We start from the raw sequence: 20,751 nt of genomic DNA, 5'->3' as shown, positions 1-20,751 counted from the left end.
CCGACCGGCGGCCCGGTTCGGCCCGCCCTCCGCGAGCGGGCCGACCCTCCCCACTACGCTCGTGGGGTGGTTCAGCACTCCCGGTCCCTGCGCGTCGCCGCGGGCCTCGTGACCGGGCTGCTGACCCTGATCGGTACGACGACAGCCGCGCCCGCCGCCCGGGCCGACGCCCCCGCGGCATCACCGGCTCGGGCGCCGTCCACCGTCGGCGTCGCGGACCGGCGCGACGACACCCGGGCGGCCTCGACCGAGGACGACGCCCCGCTGGCGCTCACCATCGACGCCCTCGACCCCGGCGTGCTGCCGCGCACCGGACCGGTCACCATCAGCGGCACGATCACCAACACCGACGACGTCGCGTGGAACGAGATCCACCTCTACCCCTACCTGAACACCGACGACTGCCGTGCCGACGGCACCTGCGGCGGTCCGATGACCACGGTGGAGGAGCTGGTCGAGGCGGCCGACTCCGATCCGGAGACGCCGGTCGGGGAGCGGATCACCGACCTGGAGATCCGGGACACCGTCACCGAGCTCGCACCCGGGGCCACGATGACGTTCGGCCTGACCATCCCGCAGCGGGTGCTGCGCCAGGAGATCGGCGACCCCGAGCCGGGGGTCTACTGGTTCGGCGTGCACGCGTCGGGCTACTCCGAGGACACCCCCCGCGACGACTTCGCGGACGGACGGGCACGGACCTTCCTGCCCTACGTGCCCACCGGGAAGGAGGCGCCCGCCGGCACCGTCGACGCCGCGGTCGTGCTGCCCCTGCGCGCGCCGATCACCCACCGCGCCGACGGGTCGCTGACCCGCACCAAGCGGTGGGAGCGTCGACTCTCCGCCGACGGCTACCTGGGCCGGATGCTCGGCTTCGGCGAGGCCGCGGACGGCCGCACCGTCAGCTGGCTGGTCGACCCGGCCGTGCTGGACACCGTGCGCAAGCTGGCCAACGGGAACGTCCCGCGCCAGCTGCTGCCCGACGTACCCGAGGACGACGGCGAGGGCGACGGCGGCGAGTCGGAGTCGCCGACCGACGAGGAGACCACCGAGGAGCCGGAGGTCGACCTGGACACCGCGCCGGGCGTGGACGGCCTGCCGAACGCCCAGCCCTGGCTCGACCGGGCCCAGCCCGCGCTAACGGGCGAGGAGATCCTCACCCTGCCCTACGGCGACCCCGACCTCTCCGGTGCGGGCACCGCCACCGCCGACCTCTACGCCGCCGCCCGCGACCAGCAGGGCGACGTGCTCAGCGCCTGGAACGCCGCGACCACGCCGGCGGTCGCCGGTCCGGACGGCTACCTGGCACCCGACGTCTTCGCGGAGCTCTCCGACGAGCCGGTGGCGCTGCTCACCGACCGGATGTTCGGTCAGCAGGAGTATCCGGACGGAGCGCCGGCCACCGGCGAGGTCGACGGCGCCGCGGTGGCGGTCACCTCCTCCGCCGCGGCCAGCGGCGGTCCCGGCCCCAACGACCGGCAGACCGCGGTGGCGCTGCGGCAGCGGCTGCTCAGCGAGGCGGCCCTGCGGTTGGTCGAGGACGACCTCGCCCCGGACCCGGTCCTCCTGGAGATCCCCGCGACGGTCTCCGCCGACGACGCCGACGAGTTCTGGGACGGGCTGGACCAGCCCTGGCTGAGCCTGACCGGCGTCGGCCCGGTGGTCGCCGGCGAGCGGACCGCGATCGACGCCGACTCCCTCACCTACCCCGACGAGCAGGCCGCCCAGGAGCAGCAGCCCAGCCTCTACGGCGAGGCGGAGCTGCTCACCCGGTCCGGGGCGACCCTGCAGAGCATCCTCGGCGAGGACTCCACGGTCGGCGGCGAGGTCACCCGGGAGGCCCTGGCCGGGACGTCGTTCGAGCTGCGCGGCGACGACCGCGCCACCACCCGGCTCTCGGTGTCGCGGGCCCGGATCGACCGGCGGCTCGGCTCGGTCGAGATCAGCGCTCCCCCCGGCGTCACCCTGTCCAGCTCGTCGGGCCGGTTCTCGGTGACCATCAGCAACGACCTGGAGTACATCGTGCAGGTCCAGGTGGTCGCCGACGGCGACTCCGGGGTGGAGATCGATGCCGGCGACCCGATCGTGCTCGGCGCCGACAGCCGCACCTCGGTGTCGCTGGAGGTGCACACCACCCGGCCCGGCGTCCACGACGTACGGCTCGAGCTGACCGACATCGAGGGCGAGCCGCTCGGCTCCTCCGACACCGTCCCGGTCCGCTCCGGTCAGGTGAGCATCGTGATCTGGGGGATCATCGGTGCCGGCGTCGCGATCCTCTTCGTGGCGATCGCGATCCGCCTGATCAAGCGGATCCGGCGAGCCCGGGCATCGCGCCGATGAGCACACCCGTCGGTGAGGGACCCGCCGTCGAGGAGACCGCCGGACTGGCGCGCGACGACGACGGCCAGCGTGCCGTGCTCCGCAACACCATGGTGATGGCCGCCGGCACGGTGGTCTCCCGGGCCAGCGGGTTCGTCCGGTCGATGCTGCTGGCCGCGGCCCTCGGGCTGGGCCTGCACGCGGACATCTTCACCGTCGCCAACACCGTGCCGAACATGCTCTACGTGCTGCTGGCCGGCGGCGTCTTCAACGCGGTGCTGGTGCCGCAGCTGGTCCGCGCGATGAAGGACGACAGCGACGGCGGGGCGGCGTACCTGAACCGGGTGATGACCCTCGCGCTGCTCTTCCTCGGCAGCGTCACCGTGCTGCTGGTGGCCGCCGCGCCACTGGTGATGGACGTCCTGCTCAGCAACGCCTACCAGGCGCCGGACATGGCCGACGAGCGCCAGTCGGCGATCGACTTCGCCCGCTACTGCCTGCCCCAGGTCTTCTTCTACGGCATGTTCGTGCTGGTCGGGCAGGTGCTGAACGCGCGCGGCCGGTTCGGGCCGATGATGTGGGCGCCGATCGCCAACAACGTCATCTCGGTGGTGGTGCTGGTGACCTACCTGTTCGTCTTCGGGCCGGCCACGGTGGCGGAGTCCAACAGCGGCTTCTCCCCCGGTGAGGAGGCGCTGCTCGGCATCGGCTCCACCCTCGGCATCGCCGCGCAGTTCCTGATCCTGCTGCCCTACCTGCGGTCGGCGGGCGTGCGCTACCGCCCGCGCTTCGACTTCCGCGGTGTCGGGCTGGGCCACACCCTGCGGCTGGGTGCCTGGACGGTCGGCTTCGTGATCGTCAACCAGCTCGCCTACACCGTGGTCGTCCGGCTCGCCTCGGGCGGCACGGCCAGCGGTGCGGACGGCACCGGTATCACCATCTACTCCAACGCGATGCTGGTCGCGATGGTGCCGCACTCGATCATCACCGTCTCCCTGGCGACGGCGATCCTGCCCCGGCTCTCCCGGTCGGCCGCGAGCGACGACATCGCCTCGCTGACCCGAACGCTGAGCGCCACGGTCCGCACCGCACTGGTGGTCGCGGTGCCGTTCGCCGCGCTGATGCCGGCGATCGCGCTCCCGCTCGCGCACGCCCTGTGGGGCCACGGCGCGGCGGCGGAGACCTATCCGCGGTTCGTCGAGCCGCTGGTGCTGTTCGCCGCCGGGATCGTGGTCTTCACCATCCACTACCTGGTGCTGCGGGCGTTCTACGCGCTGGAGAAGAACCGGCTGGTCTTCTTCATCCAGTGCGCGATCGCGGCCACCAACATCGGGGTGGCGATCGCCCTGGTGCGCAGCACCGACCCGGAGCACACCACCTCGGCGCTGATCGTCGCCTACATCACCGCCTACGCGGTCGGGTCGCTGATCTCGGTGGTCGTCCTCGGCCTGCTGCTGCGCCGTCGCGGCACCAGCGGAGCGCTGCGCACCGGGTGGCTCGGTTTCACGCTGCGCCTCGCCGCGGCGGCCGTCGGCGTCACCGTGGTCTCGGTGACGCTGCGCATCGTCGTGGACGACACGATCACCGAGCTGTTCGGCGAGCCGGGGTGGGCGCTCTCCGCGGTCGAGGTCGCGCTGGTGGGCGGCGGCACGGTCGCGGTCTACCTGGCCAGCGCCGGGCTGTTCCGGCTCACCGAGGTCACCGCGGTGACCCGGACCGTCTTCTCCCGGGTTCGTCGAGGATGACCTCACCGGCCCCCGAGCGGCCTACCATTGACCTGCGATCAGAGAGGACTGGAGTGGCTACGTCGACACGCCCGGGCGATGTGCTCGCCGGCCGCTACCGCCTGATCGACCTGCTGAGCGAGAGCGGTGGCGGTCGCTTCTGGCGAGCGCACGACAAGATCCTCGAGCGGTACGTCGCCCTCCACGTGATCACCGAGTCCGACCCGCGGGCCGAGTCCCTGCTGGCCGCCGCCCGCTCCTCGGCGAAGGTGCTGGACTCCCGGATCCTGCGGGTGCTGGACGCCGAGACCCAGGACGGCCTCTGCTTCGTGGTCAACGAGTGGGGCACCGGCACCTCGCTGGACATCCTGGTCACCCACCGCGGGGCGATCGACCCCGGTCCGGCGGCGTGGATGGTGGCCGAGATCGCCGAGGCGATGGCCCGCGCCCACGAGGCCGACGTGCCGCACGGCCGGCTGAACCCGGAGAACGTGCTGATCGACCAGCAGGGTGGGGTGAAGCTGATCGGCCTGTGCGTCGACGCCGCCCTGCACGGCCTGCCGCCGGGCGGCACCGAGCAGGACCGGGCCGACATCGGCGGCCTGCTCTACTGCGCGCTGACCGCCCGCTGGCCCGGACCGTCGGCCTCCGAGGTCGCCGCCGCCCGGACCTACCACGGCGTGCCGCTGGCCCCGCGGCAGATGGTCCCCGGGGTGCCGCGCGCGCTGGACGCGATCTGGCGCGAGATCGACCAGCAGCGCCGCCAACCCGCCCAGCAGCATCGCTGGCGCGTCCCCGCGGTCGGGTACGGCGAGCACCCCGACGTCTCCAGCGCGGCCTCGATCTCCGAGCGGCTGATGGAGTTCGTCGGCGACGCGAGCGAGATGTCGTTCGCGCTGGCCGCGGCCAGCCTGCCGATCAACCAGGTGCGGCCGGTGTCGCTGCCGGCGCTGAGCGACCCGCCGGTGCGGCTCCCGCGGCCCGAACCCGAACCGGATCCCGAGCCCGAGCCCGAGCCTGAGCCGACGGCCGAGCAGGAGACCGCGATCTCCTCGGTGGCCGAGGCGGCCGAGGCGGCCGAGGCGGCCGAGGCGGCCGAGCGGGCCGCCGCGGACGCGACGCCGGACGAGCAGGACCTCGACATCCCCTCGCCCTCGGAGATCCGGGCGCTCACCGAGCAGCCCACCGAGGCCGGGATGCCGGTCTTCGGCGAGGACGACGAGGTGAGCTGGATGCGGGCGCGCGCCACGCCCCGCCGCCACCACCGCCCTTCGAGGACCCGCCCGAGCGCCCGCTCTTCGCTCCGGAGACCCCGGAGGGGGCCGCCGCCCGCCTGGCACGCGCCCAAGCGGCCAACCCCAGCCCGGTCCAGGTCGCCACCGACACCCGCAACCGCACCCCGGGGCCGGGCGACTACTGGCCCTGGGACGACGCCGACCACACCGGCACCGCGGAGCGGGTCGCGGTCGACGACGACGGGGTGCCGGGCCGGTCCTGGCTCCGGCTCGCGCTCGGCGTCGGGCTGGTCGTCGTACTGCTGGTGGCGGTGGTGCTGGCGTTCAACGTGGGACGCGGGCGCACGCCGCTGGGTCAGGAGGAGGAGTCCGGTCCGGTGCGGGGCAGCTCGCCGGCGCCCAGCGTGGCGCCGACCGCGATCCCCGACACCGAGGCGATCGACTTCGACCCCTACGGCGACGGCGGCGAGAACCCCGAGACCGCGCCGCTGGCGGTGGACGGCGACCCGGCCACCGCGTGGCGCACCTCGACCTACAACGACCAGCTCGGCCCGGAGGCGCCCGCGCTCAAGCCGGGGGTCGGCCTGGTCGTCGACCTCGGCGAGATCCGCACGGTGACCGAGGTCGACCTGCAGCTGCTCGCCGGCGAGGCGGACGTCGAGGTGTCGATCGGTCGGGAGATGCCGGAGGAGGCCCCGGCCGGCGAGGCGACGATCGGCGCCGGCAGCGTGGGCACCTCCAGCACGATCACCGCCGACGCCGAGGCGATCAGCCAGGGCACGACCACCGGGCGCTACCTGCTGGTGTGGTTCACTTCGTTGCCGCAGGTGCCCGACGGGTTCCGCGCCGAGCTGGCGGAGGTGGTGGTGCGTGGACACTGAGCTCACCGATGTCGAGCTCTTGCGTGCCCACGTCGCCGGGGACGCCGAGGCGTTCGGCCTCCTCTTCGCCCGCCACCGGGACCGGCTGTGGGCGGTCGCGCTGCGCACCTGCGGCGATCCCGAGACCGCTGCCGACGGGCTCCAGGACGCGATGATCGCGGCGTTCCGACGGGCGGACTCGTTCCGCGGCGACGCCCGGGTCACCACCTGGCTGCACCGGGTCGTGGTCAACTCCTGCCTGGACCGGCTGCGGTCGGCGCAGGTGCGTCGTACCGACCCGCTGCCCGACGACCTCGACGACGCCGAGCACCTGGTGCGCACCACCGTGGACCCGGACCCCGGCACCGATCCGGCCCACACCTACGACCGGGTCGAGCGGCGCGCGGCGGTGCTGGAGGCCCTGGGCCGACTCACCCCCGAGCAGCGGGCCGCCGTGGTGCTGGTCGACATGGAGGGCTACTCGGTGGCGGAGGTCGCCGAGATCCTCGAGTGCGCTGAGGGCACCGTGAAGAGCCGCTGCTCGCGGGCCCGGGCCCGTCTCTCGGTGCTGCTCGCCGACCTGCTGCCCGACGGTGAGCAGCGTCACCGACCCTCCGCGGCCCCGGAGCGGAACCGTCCGACCGGGACGGACGTCGGATCAGGGACCCGCCGCGGGCCACCGCCGGCCGCCACGACGCTCGACTGAGCGTCGCGCGACCGACCCCGGCGCTCCCGGCGTACCCCCTCCGCGAGGACCACCCATGACCACCCCCCACGACCCGCACGACGGGTCCGCGACCGACCCGGCCCCGCTCGACCCCGCCCGGGACGCGGCGGTACGCCGCCTGCTGGCCGAGGCCGGCGGTCCCGAGACCGTGCCCGACGACGTCGCCGCGCGCCTGGACGACACCCTGGCCGACCTGGTCGGCGAGCGCACCGACCCGCCCACGGCTCCGGCCACCGGGACCGTCACCGACCTCGCCTCCCGGCGCCGGCGCCGGGTGATGCGGGGGGTCCTGGGCGCCGCGGCAGCGGTGGTCGTGATCGGACTGGGCCTGCAGTTCACCGACGACGTGACCAGCGACGACGTCTCGACCCTGGCCGACGGCGAGCCCGAGCGGGGCAACGACGCCGCCGGCTCGATCGCCCCGGAGGAGTCCTCGGCGCAGGCAGCACCCGAGGACGAGCTGTTCGCCGACGCCGACGCGGGGGCCGATCGGGACGGCGACGCGGGCTCCTCGGAGCGCTCGCAGGCCGACGCCGCGCCGAACACCCTGGCCGAGGCGAAGCGCCGTACCGTGCACGAGCCGGTCCCGGTGCTGCACGACCGCAGCATGCGCGACGACCTGCTCCGGATGCAGGACCGCTACCTGCCCTCGCCCGCCACCGCGGACTACTCCGGCGCCCAGGTGACCGCCCCCCGGGGCTTCGCCTGCGCCGACATGGACCTGGGCCACGGCATCTTCGTCGGAGCCCGCTACCGCGGGGAGACGGCGCTGGTCGGCTTCCGGGAGCCGGTGGGCTCGACCCAGGTCGCCGACGTGCTGCGCTGCGGCACCGACGACGTGCTGCGCTCGATGACGCTCCCGGCTCCCTGAGCTCCGGCTTCCCGGCTTCCTGACGTCCGGCGCGCCGGACGGGTCTGGGGCGGGGAATCTTCCCGCCTACGATCGGGTTGGGATGATCGCGCCCGCCGTTCCCAGAGGAGACTTCGTGAGCACCAGCCCGACCCCGACCGACCCGATGTCGGCCCCCGCAACGTCATCGTCATCGGCTCCGGTCCTGCCGGCTACACCGCGGCGATCTACAGCGCCCGCGCCAACCTCGAGCCGCTGGTCTTCGAGGGCTCGGTCACCGCCGGCGGCGCCCTGATGAACACCACCGAGGTGGAGAACTTCCCCGGCTTCCGCGACGGCATCCAGGGCCCCGCCCTGATGGACGAGATGCGCGCCCAGGCCGAGCGCTTCGGCGCCGAGCTGATCGCCGACGACGTGGTCGAGGTCGACCTCACCGGCCCGATCAAGATCGTCAAGACCGCCACCGACACCTACACCGCCCGCGCCGTGGTGCTCGCGATGGGATCCGGCTACCGCAAGCTCGACCTCCCCAACGAGGACACCCTCTCCGGGCGCGGCGTCTCCTGGTGCGCCACCTGCGACGGCTTCTTCTTCCGCGACCAGAACATCGCCGTCGTCGGCGGCGGCGACTCCGCGGTCGAGGAGGCCACCTTCCTGACCCGGTTCGGCTCCAAGGTCACCCTGATCCACCGCCGCGACGAGCTCCGCGCCTCCAAGATCATGCAGGAGCGGGCCTTCGCCGACCCCAAGCTCGAGGTCGTGTGGAACTCCGAGGTCGCCACCATCAACGGCACCGACTCCCTGGAGTCCCTCACCCTGCGCGACACCGTCACCGGGGAGACCTCCGAGCTGCCGGCCACCGGCCTGTTCATCGCGATCGGCCACCTGCCCCGCTCGGAGCTGCTGACCGGCCAGGTCGACCTCGACGACGAGGGCTACGTGCTGGTCGCCCCCGACTCGACCGCGACCAACCTGCCCGGCGTCTTCGCCTCCGGCGACCTCGTCGACCACCGCTACCGCCAGGCGATCACCGCCGCCGGCACCGGATGCGCAGCCGCCCTCGACGCCGAGAAGTACCTGGCCGAGCTCGACTTCGCCACCTCCACGGCCGCCGACGCGGTGGCCGCGGCCACCAGCTGACCTGCAGCTCACACCGGCGACGGGAACAGGGTCCCCGCGCTCGGTGTTCAACCAGATAGCACCGCACACACCGAGGGGCCGACAGGCCCAGACGAAGGGAAAGATTGTCGTGGGCAACATCGCAGCCGTGACCGACGCCGAGTTCGACGCGCAGGTCCTCAAGTCCGACAAGCCGGTCCTGGTCGACTTCTGGGCCGAGTGGTGCGGTCCGTGCCGCCAGGTCGCCCCGATCCTGGACGAGATCGCCGGCCAGCACGCCGACAAGGTCGACTTCTTCAAGATGAACGTCGACGAGAACCCGGTCACCCCCGCGTCCTACCGCGTCACCGGCATCCCCACCATCAACGTCTACCAGAACGGTGAGGTCGTGAAGACCATCGTCGGCGCCCGCCCCAAGGCCGCGCTGCTCAAGGAGCTCGCCGAGTTCACCGGCTGACCTCCACGCGCCTCGACGGCCGGCGTCCCCGACGGGGCGCCGGCCGTCGGCGTACCGGGGCGGAAAGTCGGTGGCGCCCTCCTGCGAGAATGCGGGGGTGCGCCAGATCCGTCAGAGCCAGAAGCTCCGCGATGTCCGGTACGACGTGCGCGGGCCCATCCTCGTCGAGGCCCAGCGCCTGGAGGCCGAGGGCCACCGCGTCCTCAAGCTGAACATCGGCAATCCCGCCCCGTTCGGGTTCGAGGCGCCCGAGGCGATCCTGGCCGACATGCGCCACCACCTGTCCGAGGCGCAGGGCTACAGCGACTCGCGCGGGATCTACTCCGCGCGCACCGCCGTCGCGCAGTACTACCAGTCCCGCGGGCTGCAGTACACCGAGGTGGAGGACGTCTTCATCGGCAACGGCGTCTCCGAGCTGATCTCGATGGTGCTGCAGGCGTTCGTCGACGACGGCAACGAGATCCTGGTGCCAGCGCCCGACTACCCGCTGTGGACCGGCGCGGTGACCCTCTCCGGAGGTGTCCCGGTGCACTACCGGTGCGACGAGGACAACGACTGGATGCCGGACCTGGCCGACATCGAGGCCAAGATCACCGAGCACACCCAGGCGCTGGTGATCATCAACCCCAACAACCCCACCGGCGCTGTCTACAGCAAGGAGATGGTCGCCGCGCTGGTCGACATCGCCCGGCGCCACGAGCTGGTCGTGTTCGCCGACGAGATCTACGAGAAGATCCTCTTCGACGACGCCGTGCACCACCACGCGGCGGAAGCCGCCGGCACCGACGTGCTGTGCCTGACCTTCAGCGGCCTGTCCAAGGCCTACCGGGTCTGCGGCTATCGCGCAGGCTGGGTGATGATCTCCGGCCCGAAGGAGGTGGCCGAGGAGTTCCTCGAGGGCCTCACCCTGATCGCGAACATGCGGATGTGCGCCAACGTGCCCGCCCAGCACGCGATCCAGACCGCGCTGGGCGGCTACCAGTCGATCAACGAGCTGATCGTGCCCGGTGGGCGCTTCTACGAGCAGGCGATGCTCGCCGACCGGATGCTCAACGAGATCCCCGGTGTCTCCTCGGTCCGGCCCCGCGGCGCTCTCTACTGCTTCCCGCGCCTGGATCCCGAGGTCTACGGCATCGTCGACGACGAGGAGTTCGTGATCGAGCTGCTCCGGGCGAAGAAGATCCTGGTCACCCACGGCACCGGCTTCAACTGGCCCCAGCCCGACCACTTCCGGCTGGTCACGCTGCCCGACGTGGAGATGCTGGAGGAGGCGATCACCCGGATCGCGGACTTCCTCGCCACGCGCCGCTGAGCGGTCCCCCTACGCTTGCCTCAACGACCCCGTCCGAGAGGCCCTCGATGCTCGACATCACCTACCCGCCCGTCATCTTCACCGCGAAGGTGCTCTTCAAGGTGCTCGGGCAGCGGTTCCAGCTCACCGGCACCGAGAACGTGCCGCGCAAGGGTGGTGCCCTGCTGGCGATCAACCACACCGGGTACGTCGACTTCATCTACGCCGGCCTCGGTGCGCACCCGTCCAAGCGGCTGGTCCGGTTCATGATCAAGAAGGAGATGATGGACGCCCCCGGCGTCGGTCATCTGCTCCGCTCCTTCCACCACATCCGGGTGGACCGCGGCTCCGGCGTGCAGTCGGCCAAGGACGCCATCGACTACCTGCGCCGGGGCGAGATCGTCGGCATCTACCCCGAGGCCACCATCTCCCGCTCCTTCGAGATCAAGGAGCTCAAGAGTGGTGCCGTCCGGATCGCGGCCGAGGCCGGTGTCCCGCTGATCCCGGTCATCGTCTGGGGACCGCACCGGCTGATGACCAAGGACCACCCCGGGACTTCTCCCGGTCGAAGAAGACGATCGCGGTCAAGGTCGGCGAGCCGATGCACCCCACCGGTGAGCACCCGAACGAGGAGACCGCCGCGCTGCGCACCGCGATGCAGCTGATGCTCGACGAGGTGATCGAGGCCTACCCCGAGGACGAGAAGGCCCCGGATCGTGGTGGACCCCGCCCGCTTCGGTGGCTCCGCGCCGACCCCGAGCGCGCCGCGGAGCTGGACGCCGCGGAGCTGCGGGAGCGGGCAGCCAAGCGGGCAGCGAAGGCCGCCGAGAAGCGCGCCACCGAGAAGTAGTCCCGCTCCGCCGCCGACAGCCCGCGCCCGAGTCGGCCCGATCCGAGCTTCGGCGCGCCACCACGTGTGTTGCACGTGAAACGCGCGTGGCGGTGTCTCTTCGTCGCCAAAGCGACTCGTCGATCTGTCGCCTTATCGCTTTGTCGACAAATGCGAAGGCCGCCACCCGCGTTCGGGTGGCGGCCTCGTTCGCCGTCGGGGGACGTCAGATCGGCCGGTCCTGGCGGTTGCGCGGATCGATCAGGTCCACGATCCGCTGCAGGTCGCCGGTGTTCGCGAACTCGATGGTGACCTTGCCCTTGGACTTGCCCAGGTCGATCTTCACCCGGGTCTCCAGGCGGTCGCCGAGCCGGTCGGAGAGCTCCGAGAGGCCCGGAGCGGTCGGCTTGGTACGTCGTACCCGCGGCTTCGTGCCGGGCGTCTCGCCCAGCGCCACGATCTCCTCCAGCGCGCGCACGCTGATGCCCTCGGCGACCACACGCTGAGCGAGCTTGTCCTGCTGCTCGGCGTCGGTGACACCCAGCAGTGCCCGAGCGTGACCGGCGGAGAGCACCCCGGCCGCCACCCGCCGCTGTGCCGCGGGGGTCAGCTTGAGCAGGCGCAGGGTGTTGCTGATCTGCGGACGGGAGCGGCCGATCCGCTGGGCCAGCTCCTCGTGGGTGCAGGCGAAGTCCTCCAGCAGCTGCTGGTAGGCGGCCGCCTCCTCCAGCGGGTTGAGCTGGCTGCGGTGCAGGTTCTCCAGCAGCGCGTCGCGCAGCATGTCGGTGTCGTCGGTCTCGCGGACGATCGCCGGGATCGTCTCCAGGCCCGCCTGCTCGGTGGCGCGCCACCGACGCTCACCCATCACCAGCTCATAGGAGTCGGCGGACGTCCGGCGCACCACGACGGGCTGGAGCAGCCCGATCTCCTTGATCGAGTGGACCAGTTCGGCCATCTGGTCCTCGTCGAAGACCTGCCGCGGGTTCACCGCGTTCGGCCGGATCGCTCCGACCGGGATCTCGGCGAAGTAGGCGCCCTCGACCGGCTGCAGAGCCGATTCCGCGCTCTGCGGGCCTGCCGCAGATCCGGTGGACCCAGGGTCCGCCACGTCGCTGGACGGCGCTCTCGCGGCAAAGTCCGAATCCTGAACTACACCCTTGACATTCGCGGTCTCAGTGGGTGCCTTTTCGGGCTCGGGCGGTGCACTCGGGATCAGCGACCCGAGACCTCGTCCGAGGCCCCGGCGCGGTGGGTTCGCCATGCTCAGTTGCCCCCTCGTTCGATGACTTCGCGGGCCGCCTCGAGATAGCTGAGCGCACCCGGCGACGTCGGGTCGTAGGTGATCACGGTCTGCGCGTACGACGGCGCCTCGCTGACCCGGACGGACCGCGGGATCGACGTCTTCAGCACTTGGCCGGAGAAGTGTTCGCGCACCTCGGCCGCCACTCCGGCCGCGAGCCGGGTGCGACCGTCGTACATGGTGAGCAGGATGGTGGAGACGGTGAGGTCCTGGTTCAGGTGCGCCTTGACCATCTCGACCGTGTTGAGCAGCTGGCCCAGCCCCTCGAGCGCGTAGTACTCCGCCTGGATCGGGATCAGCATCTCCGACGCCGCCACCAGCGCGTTCAGCGTGAGCAGGCCGAGCGAGGGCGGGCAGTCGATCAGCACGTAGTCGAACCGGTCCTCGCCGACCTCGGCGGCGGAACCGACCCGGGGGTGGCCGAAGATCGCCTTCTTCAGGCGTCCCTCCCGGGCCACCACGCTGACCAGCTCGATCTCTGCGCCGGCCAGGTCGATCGTCGCCGGCACCACCCACAGGTCGCTGATCTCGGGGCACTGCTGGGCGATCTCGGTCAGCGCCGTGCCCTCCACCAGCGCGTCGTACGTCGACAGCGTGCCGCGGTGGTGATCGATGTTCAGCGCGGTGGAGGCGTTGCCCTGCGGGTCCAGGTCGACCACCAGCACCCGCTGTCCCAGCTGGGTCAGCGACGCGGCCATGTTCACCGTGGACGTCGTCTTGCCCACGCCGCCCTTCTGGTTCGCCACGACGAAGACCCGGGTCGACTCCGGCCGCTGCATCTGCTCGTGCGGGATGCCCTGGCGGACCTGGACCGTGCGCTGCGCGGCCTGGGCCAGCGGCGTCTGGTGGTCGTCGTAGTCGGTTGTCACCTCGGCCAGCTCGGCCGCGGTCCGGACGGTTCGCACCGGCTCGCCCGCCGATGTTCCACGTGAAACGTCCACGTCGTTGTCTCCTTCAGCCCCGGGTTCGCCCTGTGGATAACTTGCGGCGAACTGTGGAATCTCACGCTCAGAGGGATGGTCATCACCGGTGGAAAACCCATGGGACGGGTCTGGGGTCACGTCCGTCTCCTCTGCTTCTTCGACCGCTTCGACGAAGGCCTGGCACCCGTGGACGATCCGCGGGCGCTGGAAGTGCGCAACGATACCCGCGGTTCACCGGCCCAGGTGACCCGGACCAGACGGACGGAGCCGGCATCGGGGTCGTCGTACTCGACGATCTCGGCGGGCGCACAACCCCAGGCGCTCAGCACATCGCCGGCGTCGGCCAGCTCGTCCTCGGCCGAGGACCCCTTCATCACCGTCAGCGAACCGCCGGCGGCCACCAGCGGCATGCACCAGGGGACCAGGCGCTCCATCGCCGAGACCGCACGCGCGGTGACCACGTCGAAGGACTGTTTCCCGTGAAACATCTCCGCCCGACCACGGGCGACCACCACGTTGTCCAGGCCCAGCTCGGCGACGACCTCCTCCAAGAAGGTGGTCCGCCGCAGCAACGGCTCCACCAGCGTGACGTGGAGGTCGGGGCGGGCGATCGCGAGGACCAGGCCGGGCAGGCCGGCACCGGAGCCGATGTCGGCTACCCGGGCGCCCCGGGGGAGGGCGGGTGCCATGAGCACGGAGTTGAGCAGGTGCCGGTCCCAGATCCGCGGCGCCTCGCGGGGGCCGATCAGTCCCCGCACCACGCCGTCGGTCCGCAACAGTTCGGCGTAGCGGGCAGCCAGTGGCAGACGGTCCGGCCCGAACAGCCGCGCGGCCGCGGGGGGAACCTCATTCCCACCCGCGGCCGCGTCCGGAGCATGTTCCACGTGAAACGTCACTCCTCCGACGGAAGCACCACGACGTAGCGTCGCGGCTCGACGCCGGCCGACTCCGAGGTCAGTCCGGCCGCCGCGACCGCGTCGTGCACGACCTTGCGCTCGAACGGGGACATCGGCTCCAGCGACTCCGGCTCACCGGAGGCACGCACGCGCTCGGCGGCCTCCTCGCCGAGCCTGGTCAGTCGGGACCGCTTGTCCGCCCGGTAGCCCGACACGTCCAGCATCAGCCGCGACCGCTCACCGGTCTCCCGGTAGACAGCGAGCCGGGTGAGCTCCTGGAGCGCCTCCAGCACCTTGCCGTCGCTGCCCACCAGCTGGTTCAGGTCGGCGCCCACGATGGAGACCGACGCACGGTCGATCTCGACGTCCATGTCCAGGTCGCCGTCGAGGTCGGCGATGTCGAGGAGCTCCTCGAGGTAGTCGGCGGCGATGTCACCTTCCCGCTCCAGGCGTTCCACCCGACTGCCGGGGGCGCCTGCCTCCTCAGCGTCCTCGTCGGAGTCGTCGGAGTCGTCCGACTCATCGGTCTCCACGACGTCGTCGGTCTCCACGACCTCGGCCGACTCGTCGCTCGGTGCCGACTGCTCGGTCTCCACCGACTCGTCGGTCTCCGACGTGGTCTCCAGGTCGGTCTCTGTGCTCACTTGCCGTCTCCCTTGTTCTGGCTGGGACGGTTCTGCCCGCCCGAGGACTTCTTGCGCGCTGAGCGCGTCTGACGCTTCGGTTGCTCACGCTGGGTGGGGCGCCGCTCGCTCTCGGTGGGAGCCTCCGGCTCCTCCTCCTCGATCACGACACCGTGCTTGGCCGCCTTCTCCTTGTCCCGGGCCTCCTTCGCCGCGAAGGCGGGCGTGCCGGGCGCCGGGTTGTTGCGGATGACGTAGAACTGCTGGCCCATGGTCCAGATGTTCGAGGTGGTCCAGTAGAGGACGACGCCGATCGGGAAGGCCACGCCGGTCACCGCGAAGACGAACGGCAGCACGTAGAGCAGCACCTTCTGCTGCTGCGCGTAGGGGCCCGACATCGCGTCCGCGGGCATGTTCTTCATCATCAGCTGGCGCTGCGTGGTGAAGCTGGTGACCACCATGGTGGCGAAGAGGACGAACGCCACCATCATCACCAGCGCGTTCGGGTCCGGGCCCCAGACCCGGGCACTCCAGAACGAGTCCGCGATCGGGATCTTTCCGAAGATCTCCGACTGTCCGAACTGGACCGCCTTCTCCTCGGTGAGGAAGCCGTGCGCGGTCCCGTTACGGGCCGCCTGGTCGAGGATCCGGAAGAGCGCGAAGAAGATCGGCATCTGCAGCAGCAGCGGCAGGCAGGAGGCGAACGGGTTGGTCCCGGCCTCCTTGTAGAGCTTCATCGTCTCCTCGGCGAGACGCTGCCGGTCGTGCCCGTACTTCTTCTGCAGCGCCCGCACCTTGGGCTGCAGCATCTGCATGTTCCGGCTGGACTTGATCTGCCGGACGAAGAGCGGGATCAGCGCCGTACGGATGACCACGGTCAGTCCGATGATCGACAGCACCCAGGACATGCCGCCCGCGGGGTCGAGGACGAGGCTGAACAGCTCGTGCCAACCGATCAGCACCGCTGAGATGGCGTAGTACAGCGGCGTCATGATGAGGTTGCCGATGTCGCCGAGAATGCCCACGGATCAGGCTCCTTGTAGGGGTCGGGCCCCGTCGACCGGATCGGCCGGGGGCGTTGCATCGTGGGGAGTCTCTCCGCGCGCCGGCGGCACGTGGTCGACACCCCCGGGTTCCAGGGGTTGCAGCGGAGCAGGCGCCGAACCGTCAGCCAGCTGCCGCGCACCACCCCGTGCCGCTCGACGGCGGTGATCGCGTACGCCGAGCACGAGGGGTAGAAGCGACAGGTGGGTCCGAACATCGGGCTGATCGCGAACTGGTAGACGCGGATCAGGGCGACCACGACTCGTTTCACGTGGAACGTCTCCCTTCCGGCCTCAGCCGCGGATCAGGCGCAGACCCGCGACAGGCACCTGTCGAGGTCGCGGTGCAGCTCGTCGTACGACGCCGCGGCGGACGCGGGGGTGGCCCGCACGACCAACACGCTACCGCCGGGCAGAAGGTCGAGCCGCTCGCGGACGAGGTGGCGCAACCGGCGCTTGACCTGGTTGCGCACCACGGCCCCGCCGACCGCCTTGCTGACCACGAAGCCGACGCGTGGGGTGGCGGCAGCCCCCGACAACACCAAAGCCTCCTCACCCTGGCGGGTGAGGAGGTGGGTGACGAGGGTCGCCGATCCCGAGCGCCGGCCCGTGCGCGCGACCCGGCGGAACAGGTCCGCCTCGGTCAGGCGCGCAGCAACGGGGAGCACGTCAGCACCGGCCCCGGCAGAGGCGGCACATGTCCGCCTCAGACGGCGAGGCTCTTGCGGCCCTTCCGGCGCCGGTTCGCCAGGATCGCGCGACCCGCACGGGTGCGCATGCGCAGTCGGAAGCCGTGCGTCTTGTGACGACGACGGTTGTTCGGCTGGTACGTCCGCTTGCTCACGTCTGACCTCTCAAAGGTGGTTGGGAAGGGTATGCCGATACGCGGCAGGACACCGCGCCGTGGGTCGGCCGGCACCGCGCAGCCACGCTCCCAGCTCCCGCGTGCGGCGGGTCTGGGCGTCGTGGACATGCGGCACCGGTCGACAACGGCAGACCGACCTACGGTACGCGGTGCGCGAAGACAGGGTCAAACCAGCGCGCACCCCCGGGACGAGGGTCCCGGGAGCGGTGCCCGACCACCTGTGGATAGCGTCTTGATCCACAGGCCTGCGGGCGACTAGTTTCGAACCTTCCGGGATTCCCCGCCGCTCCACGGTGTGGTCCTGGTGCCGAAGCGGCCCGTGACGCCCGATGCTCCCTCTACCTGCATCTGACCTGCGGAAACCTCGGTCACCCGGCCTTCCACGATCGGCCTCGGTCAGGCTCCTCCACCCCCGGCGGCGCCACGTTCACAGCCTGTGGACAAACTTGTGGAACCGGATCAGCGTCCGACCGATCCGGACCGCGACCGACCAGCAGCGAGCGAGAGGCAGACGTGACCGGGAACCCCGAGCACCAGGGCAGCGACGAGACCACCCCACCGCCCCGGTGAACCCCGACGAACGCCTCGCCCAGGTGTGGCGCGCCATCGTGGACGACCTCGAGGCCCACCAGCGCGCCTGGCTCCAGGCGAGCAAGCCGATCACGCTGCACGGGACCACCGCGATCGTGGCCGTCCCCGACGACTTCACCCGCGGACGCCTGGAGAACCGGATGCGGGCACCGATCGAGAACGCGCTGAGCGAGCGCTACCAGCACGACATCCAGCTCGCGGTCACCGTCGACGCCGACCTGCTCACCCAGTCACCGGACGGCAGCGACCCCTACGCGGGCGACTTCCCGACCGCCACCGACGCCCCGAGCGAGCCGGCAGCGCCTGCCGCGCCGACCGTCGACATGTCGACAAAGCGACAGGTCGACGTGGCCACGAGCACCGAGCAGGCGCCGGCCACGGGGTTCGACCCCGCCGAGCCGACCGGCGCCGGCGTGACCACGCCGGTGAACCAGATCTCGCAGCCCAGCGCCGCACCCGGTGAGTCACGGCTCAACCCCAAGTACACGTTCGAGACGTTCGTCATCGGATCCTCCAACCGGTTCCCGCACGCCGCGGCGGTCGCGGTCTCCGAGGCTCCCGGCCGCAGCTACAACCCGCTGCTGGTCTACGGCGAGTCCGGTCTCGGCAAGACGCACCTGCTGCACGCCATCGGTCACTACGTCCGCACGATCTACGCCGGCTCCAAGGTGCGTTACGTCTCCAGCGAGGAGTTCACCAACGAGTTCATCAACGCGATCCGCGACGACCGGCAGGACCGGTTCAAGCGGAAGTACCGCGACGTGGACGTCCTGCTGATCGACGACATCCAGTTCCTGGAGGGGAAGACCCAGACCCAGGAGGAGTTCTTCCACACCTTCAACACGCTGCACAACGCCAACAAGCAGATCGTGCTCACCTCCGACCGCCCGCCCAAGCGGCTCGAGGCGCTGGAGGACCGGCTCCGCAACCGGTTCGAGTGGGGCCTGATCACCGACGTACAGCCGCCGGACCTGGAGACCCGGATCGCGATCCTGCGGAAGAAAGCCGCGATGGACCGGCTGACCGCGCCCTCGGACGTGCTCGAGTTCATCGCCTCGAAGATCCAGACCAACATCCGCGAGCTCGAGGGCGCCCTGATCCGGGTCACCGCCTTCGCGAACCTGAACCGCCAGGAGGTCGACCTGACCCTGGCCGAGATCGTGCTCAAGGACCTGATCCCGAGGGCGGCGAGCCCGAGATCACCGCGCCGCTGATCATCGCGCAGACCGCTGCCTACTTCGGGCTCTCCATCGAGGAGCTCACCGGACCCAGCCGTGGCCGCCACCTGGTGATGGCCCGCCAGATCGCGATGTACCTCTGCCGCGAGCTCACCGGGCTCTCGCTGCCCAAGATCGGCGCCCAGTTCGGCAACCGCGACCACACCACCGTGATGTACGCCGAGCGCAAGATCAACCAGCTGCTCGGCGAGCGGCGCGCCGTGTTCAACCAGGTCAGCGAGCTCACCAACCGGGTCAAGATGCAGGCCCGCCAGGGTTGATCGCCCTCCAGGCCTGTGGATGAACCCGGGAAAACGGTGCGAACTACACGGGGAGGATTCCGTGGACCCACCGGGAGCGCCCTCCCCAGACCCGTCCGGCTCCACACCGCGGCACAGGTCAGCCCGATTTCATCCACACCGTTCTCCCCCGCCGGATCCGGCGCTGACCTGCCGGAACGAGTGTCATCCACAGTTTCCACCGGTGCTATTACTCCTCCCGAATTACCTAGGCACCAGACAGCTCGTGAACTTCTCCCGGGCCCCGGCCTGGGGATGAACCCGATCGGCGGGACGGATCCCTTCGCCCGCACGCCACACGGCGACCGCGCCCGTGGCAGGATGCTCGGTGCAGGAATGTCCGTGGGATTCGGAGCGGACTGTCCACCACGTCCCGGCAGACGGCGACCCGGCGGTCGTCGCAGGCCCGTCGCAGAAGAGGTACGCCGTAGTGAAGTTCAGAGTCGACCGCGATGTCCTCGCTGACGCCGTCGCCTGGGCAGCGCGCAGTCTTCCGGTGCGTCCGAGCGCCCCGGTGCTGGCCGGCCTGCTGATCGAGGCGGGTGCCGACGGCCTGGTGCTGTCCACCTTCGACTACGAGACCTCCGCACGGGCGACGCTCGAGGCCGACATCTCCGACGAGGGCACCGCCCTGGTCAGCGGCCGCCTCCTCGCCGACATCTGCCGCGCGCTCCCGGCCAAGCCGGTCGAGCTCGCGCTCGACGGCGCGCGGGTCGCGGTCACCTGCGGCTCCACCCGGTTCTCGCTGCAGACGATGCCGGTCGAGGACTACCCGAGCATCCCGGACATGCCGGCGGCCAGCGGCGTGGTGAGCAGCGAGGACTTCGCGCACGCCGTCGCCCAGGCGGTCACCGCGGCCGGCCGCGACGACATGCTCCCGGTGCTGACCGGTGTCCGCCTGGAGATCGAGGGCGACAACATCGCACTGCTCGCCACCGACCGGTTCCGGCTCTCTCAGCGCGAGCTGACCTGGCGCCCGAGCACGCCGGACGCGTCGATGGCGGCGCTGGTCCCGGCGAAGGTGCTCGGCGACACCGCGAAGTCGCTGACCGGCGGCGACGTCACCATCGCGCTGTCGGCCAGCGGATCCGGCGACGGCCTGATCGGCTTCGAAGGACAGGGACCGGGCGGGGTACGTCGTACCACCACGCGGTTGCTGGACGGGGAGTTCCCCAAGGTCCGCAGCCTCTTCCCCAACGAGAAGCTCACCACCGCCAAGATCGAGCGGAAGTCGCTGATCGAGTCGGTCAAGCGGGTGGCCCTGGTCGCCGAGCGCAACTCGGCGGTCCGGCTCGCCTTCGCCGACGGGGTGCTGACCCTGGACGCCGGCTCCGACGACGAGGCCCAGGCCTCCGAGGGAGTTCCCGCGCAGATCGACGGCGACGACCTGGTCACCGGCTTCAACCCGCAGTTCCTGCTCGACGGCCTCAACGCGATGGACGAGGCCGAGGTGGAGCTCGCCTTCACCCAGCCGGCCAAGCCGGTGGTGATCAGCGGCGTCACCGACGCCGACAGCGACGCGGCCAGCTTCCGCTACCTGCTGATGCCGCGCCGCCTGCTGAGCTGAGCCCCGGCGGTCCCGGCCG

General features: G+C 71.2%; 20 protein-coding genes and 1 pseudogene. 13 read left to right on the top strand and 8 right to left on the bottom strand.

Going from position 1 to position 20,751, the window contains the following annotated elements; all coding sequences use genetic code 11:
- Window positions 1-66: 66 nt before the first annotated feature.
- The 11 genes from FIV43_RS16275 to FIV43_RS22690 all read left to right on the top strand — a co-directional run bounded on the left by FIV43_RS16275 (window position 67) and on the right by FIV43_RS22690 (window position 11,429).
- On the top strand, window positions 67-2,337 hold the full coding sequence (locus FIV43_RS16275; protein WP_141014968.1) for a DUF6049 family protein: 2,271 nt from the start codon (window positions 67-69) through the stop codon (window positions 2,335-2,337).
- The gene (gene murJ / locus FIV43_RS16270) at window positions 2,334-4,061 is read left to right on the top strand and encodes a murein biosynthesis integral membrane protein MurJ (protein WP_231123460.1); all 1,728 of its coding nucleotides are present in this window, start codon (window positions 2,334-2,336) and stop codon (window positions 4,059-4,061) included. The genes FIV43_RS16275 and murJ overlap by 4 nt, the downstream gene beginning before the upstream one ends.
- A gap of 53 nt (window positions 4,062-4,114) precedes the next feature.
- On the top strand, window positions 4,115-5,893 hold the full coding sequence (locus FIV43_RS16265) for a protein kinase family protein (protein ID WP_181407542.1): 1,779 nt from the start codon (window positions 4,115-4,117) through the stop codon (window positions 5,891-5,893).
- Window positions 5,890-6,156 carry a hypothetical protein gene (locus FIV43_RS21140; RefSeq protein WP_181407541.1) on the top strand — a complete coding sequence of 89 codons (267 nt, stop codon included), beginning with the start codon at window positions 5,890-5,892 and terminating at the stop codon, window positions 6,154-6,156. The genes FIV43_RS16265 and FIV43_RS21140 overlap by 4 nt, the downstream gene beginning before the upstream one ends.
- On the top strand, window positions 6,146-6,841 hold the full coding sequence (sigM, locus tag FIV43_RS16260) for an RNA polymerase sigma factor SigM (RefSeq protein WP_141014966.1): 696 nt from the start codon (window positions 6,146-6,148) through the stop codon (window positions 6,839-6,841). The genes FIV43_RS21140 and sigM overlap by 11 nt, the downstream gene beginning before the upstream one ends.
- A 55-nt stretch (window positions 6,842-6,896) precedes the next feature.
- Complete coding sequence (locus FIV43_RS16255) at window positions 6,897-7,733, top strand: hypothetical protein (RefSeq protein ID WP_141014965.1); 837 nt, start codon at window positions 6,897-6,899, stop codon at window positions 7,731-7,733.
- 165 nt (window positions 7,734-7,898) lie between these two features.
- Complete coding sequence (gene trxB, locus FIV43_RS16250; protein WP_141014964.1) at window positions 7,899-8,852, top strand: thioredoxin-disulfide reductase; 954 nt, start codon at window positions 7,899-7,901, stop codon at window positions 8,850-8,852.
- A gap of 109 nt (window positions 8,853-8,961) precedes the next feature.
- Window positions 8,962-9,288, top strand: a complete 327-nt coding sequence (gene trxA, locus FIV43_RS16245; RefSeq protein ID WP_141014963.1) for a thioredoxin — start codon at window positions 8,962-8,964, stop codon at window positions 9,286-9,288.
- Window positions 9,289-9,385: 97 nt separating this feature from the next.
- Entirely contained in the window at window positions 9,386-10,600 is a 1,215-nt protein-coding gene (locus tag FIV43_RS16240) for a pyridoxal phosphate-dependent aminotransferase (protein ID WP_141014962.1), read from the top strand.
- Window positions 10,601-10,647: 47 nt separating this feature from the next.
- Entirely contained in the window at window positions 10,648-11,244 is a 597-nt protein-coding gene (locus FIV43_RS16235) for a lysophospholipid acyltransferase family protein (protein ID WP_231123459.1), read from the top strand.
- The gene (locus FIV43_RS22690; protein ID WP_231123458.1) at window positions 11,181-11,429 is read left to right on the top strand and encodes a hypothetical protein; all 249 of its coding nucleotides are present in this window, start codon (window positions 11,181-11,183) and stop codon (window positions 11,427-11,429) included. Before FIV43_RS16235 ends, FIV43_RS22690 begins: the two co-directional genes overlap by 64 nt.
- Before the next feature lie 205 nt (window positions 11,430-11,634).
- Here FIV43_RS22690 and FIV43_RS16230 read toward each other — a convergent pair whose 3' ends face one another.
- The 8 genes from FIV43_RS16230 to rpmH form a co-directional block, all read right to left on the bottom strand.
- Window positions 11,635-12,669, bottom strand: a complete 1,035-nt coding sequence (locus FIV43_RS16230; protein ID WP_141014961.1) for a ParB/RepB/Spo0J family partition protein — start codon at window positions 12,667-12,669, stop codon at window positions 11,635-11,637.
- Window positions 12,670-12,671: 2 nt separating this feature from the next.
- Window positions 12,672-13,613, bottom strand: a complete 942-nt coding sequence (locus tag FIV43_RS16225; protein WP_269204027.1) for a ParA family protein — start codon at window positions 13,611-13,613, stop codon at window positions 12,672-12,674.
- A gap of 152 nt (window positions 13,614-13,765) precedes the next feature.
- The gene (gene rsmG / locus FIV43_RS16220; protein ID WP_231123456.1) at window positions 13,766-14,407 is read right to left on the bottom strand and encodes a 16S rRNA (guanine(527)-N(7))-methyltransferase RsmG; all 642 of its coding nucleotides are present in this window, start codon (window positions 14,405-14,407) and stop codon (window positions 13,766-13,768) included.
- A gap of 116 nt (window positions 14,408-14,523) precedes the next feature.
- Window positions 14,524-15,153, bottom strand: a complete 630-nt coding sequence (locus FIV43_RS16215; RefSeq protein ID WP_196781117.1) for a Jag family protein — start codon at window positions 15,151-15,153, stop codon at window positions 14,524-14,526.
- A gap of 14 nt (window positions 15,154-15,167) precedes the next feature.
- The gene (yidC, locus tag FIV43_RS16210) at window positions 15,168-16,175 is read right to left on the bottom strand and encodes a membrane protein insertase YidC (protein WP_141014960.1); all 1,008 of its coding nucleotides are present in this window, start codon (window positions 16,173-16,175) and stop codon (window positions 15,168-15,170) included.
- Window positions 16,139-16,411 (bottom strand): membrane protein insertion efficiency factor YidD, encoded by a 273-nt coding sequence (gene yidD, locus FIV43_RS16205; protein WP_231123972.1) that lies wholly within the window; start codon window positions 16,409-16,411, stop codon window positions 16,139-16,141. The genes yidC and yidD overlap by 37 nt, the downstream gene beginning before the upstream one ends.
- A gap of 87 nt (window positions 16,412-16,498) precedes the next feature.
- Window positions 16,499-16,861: a ribonuclease P protein component gene (gene rnpA, locus FIV43_RS16200; protein WP_141014959.1), complete on the bottom strand. Its 363-nt coding sequence runs from the start codon at window positions 16,859-16,861 to the stop codon at window positions 16,499-16,501.
- Window positions 16,862-16,899: 38 nt separating this feature from the next.
- Complete coding sequence (gene rpmH / locus FIV43_RS16195; RefSeq protein WP_109694204.1) at window positions 16,900-17,037, bottom strand: 50S ribosomal protein L34; 138 nt, start codon at window positions 17,035-17,037, stop codon at window positions 16,900-16,902.
- A 587-nt stretch (window positions 17,038-17,624) separates the two neighbouring features.
- Between rpmH and dnaA the strand changes: the two are divergent.
- A pseudogene (gene dnaA / locus FIV43_RS16190) lies at window positions 17,625-19,147 on the top strand (chromosomal replication initiator protein DnaA).
- A gap of 448 nt (window positions 19,148-19,595) precedes the next feature.
- Entirely contained in the window at window positions 19,596-20,732 is a 1,137-nt protein-coding gene (gene dnaN / locus FIV43_RS16185) for a DNA polymerase III subunit beta (protein ID WP_141014958.1), read from the top strand.
- The last annotated feature ends 19 nt before the right edge of the window (window positions 20,733-20,751 follow it).

The sequence above is a fragment of the Nocardioides sambongensis genome (assembly GCF_006494815.1).
Lineage (GTDB): Bacteria > Actinomycetota > Actinomycetes > Propionibacteriales > Nocardioidaceae > Nocardioides > Nocardioides sambongensis.
Note: the sequence above shows the minus strand (reverse complement) of the source record. Positions and strands in the feature narration are given on the sequence as shown.

What these genes read in the sequence shown, in the direction of transcription:
- murJ (WP_231123460.1), top strand. Translation starts at nt 2,334, where the DNA reads ATGAGCACACCCGTCGGTGAGGGACCCGCCGTCGAGGAGACCGCCGGA.
- FIV43_RS16255 (WP_141014965.1), top strand. Translation starts at nt 6,897, where the DNA reads ATGACCACCCCCCACGACCCGCACGACGGGTCCGCGACCGACCCGGCC.
- FIV43_RS16235 (WP_231123459.1), top strand. Translation starts at nt 10,648, where the DNA reads ATGCTCGACATCACCTACCCGCCCGTCATCTTCACCGCGAAGGTGCTC.
- FIV43_RS22690 (WP_231123458.1), top strand. Translation starts at nt 11,181, where the DNA reads ATGCACCCCACCGGTGAGCACCCGAACGAGGAGACCGCCGCGCTGCGC.
- FIV43_RS16230 (WP_141014961.1), bottom strand. Translation starts at nt 12,669, where the DNA reads ATGGCGAACCCACCGCGCCGGGGCCTCGGACGAGGTCTCGGGTCGCTG.
- yidD (WP_231123972.1), bottom strand. Translation starts at nt 16,411, where the DNA reads ATGTTCGGACCCACCTGTCGCTTCTACCCCTCGTGCTCGGCGTACGCG.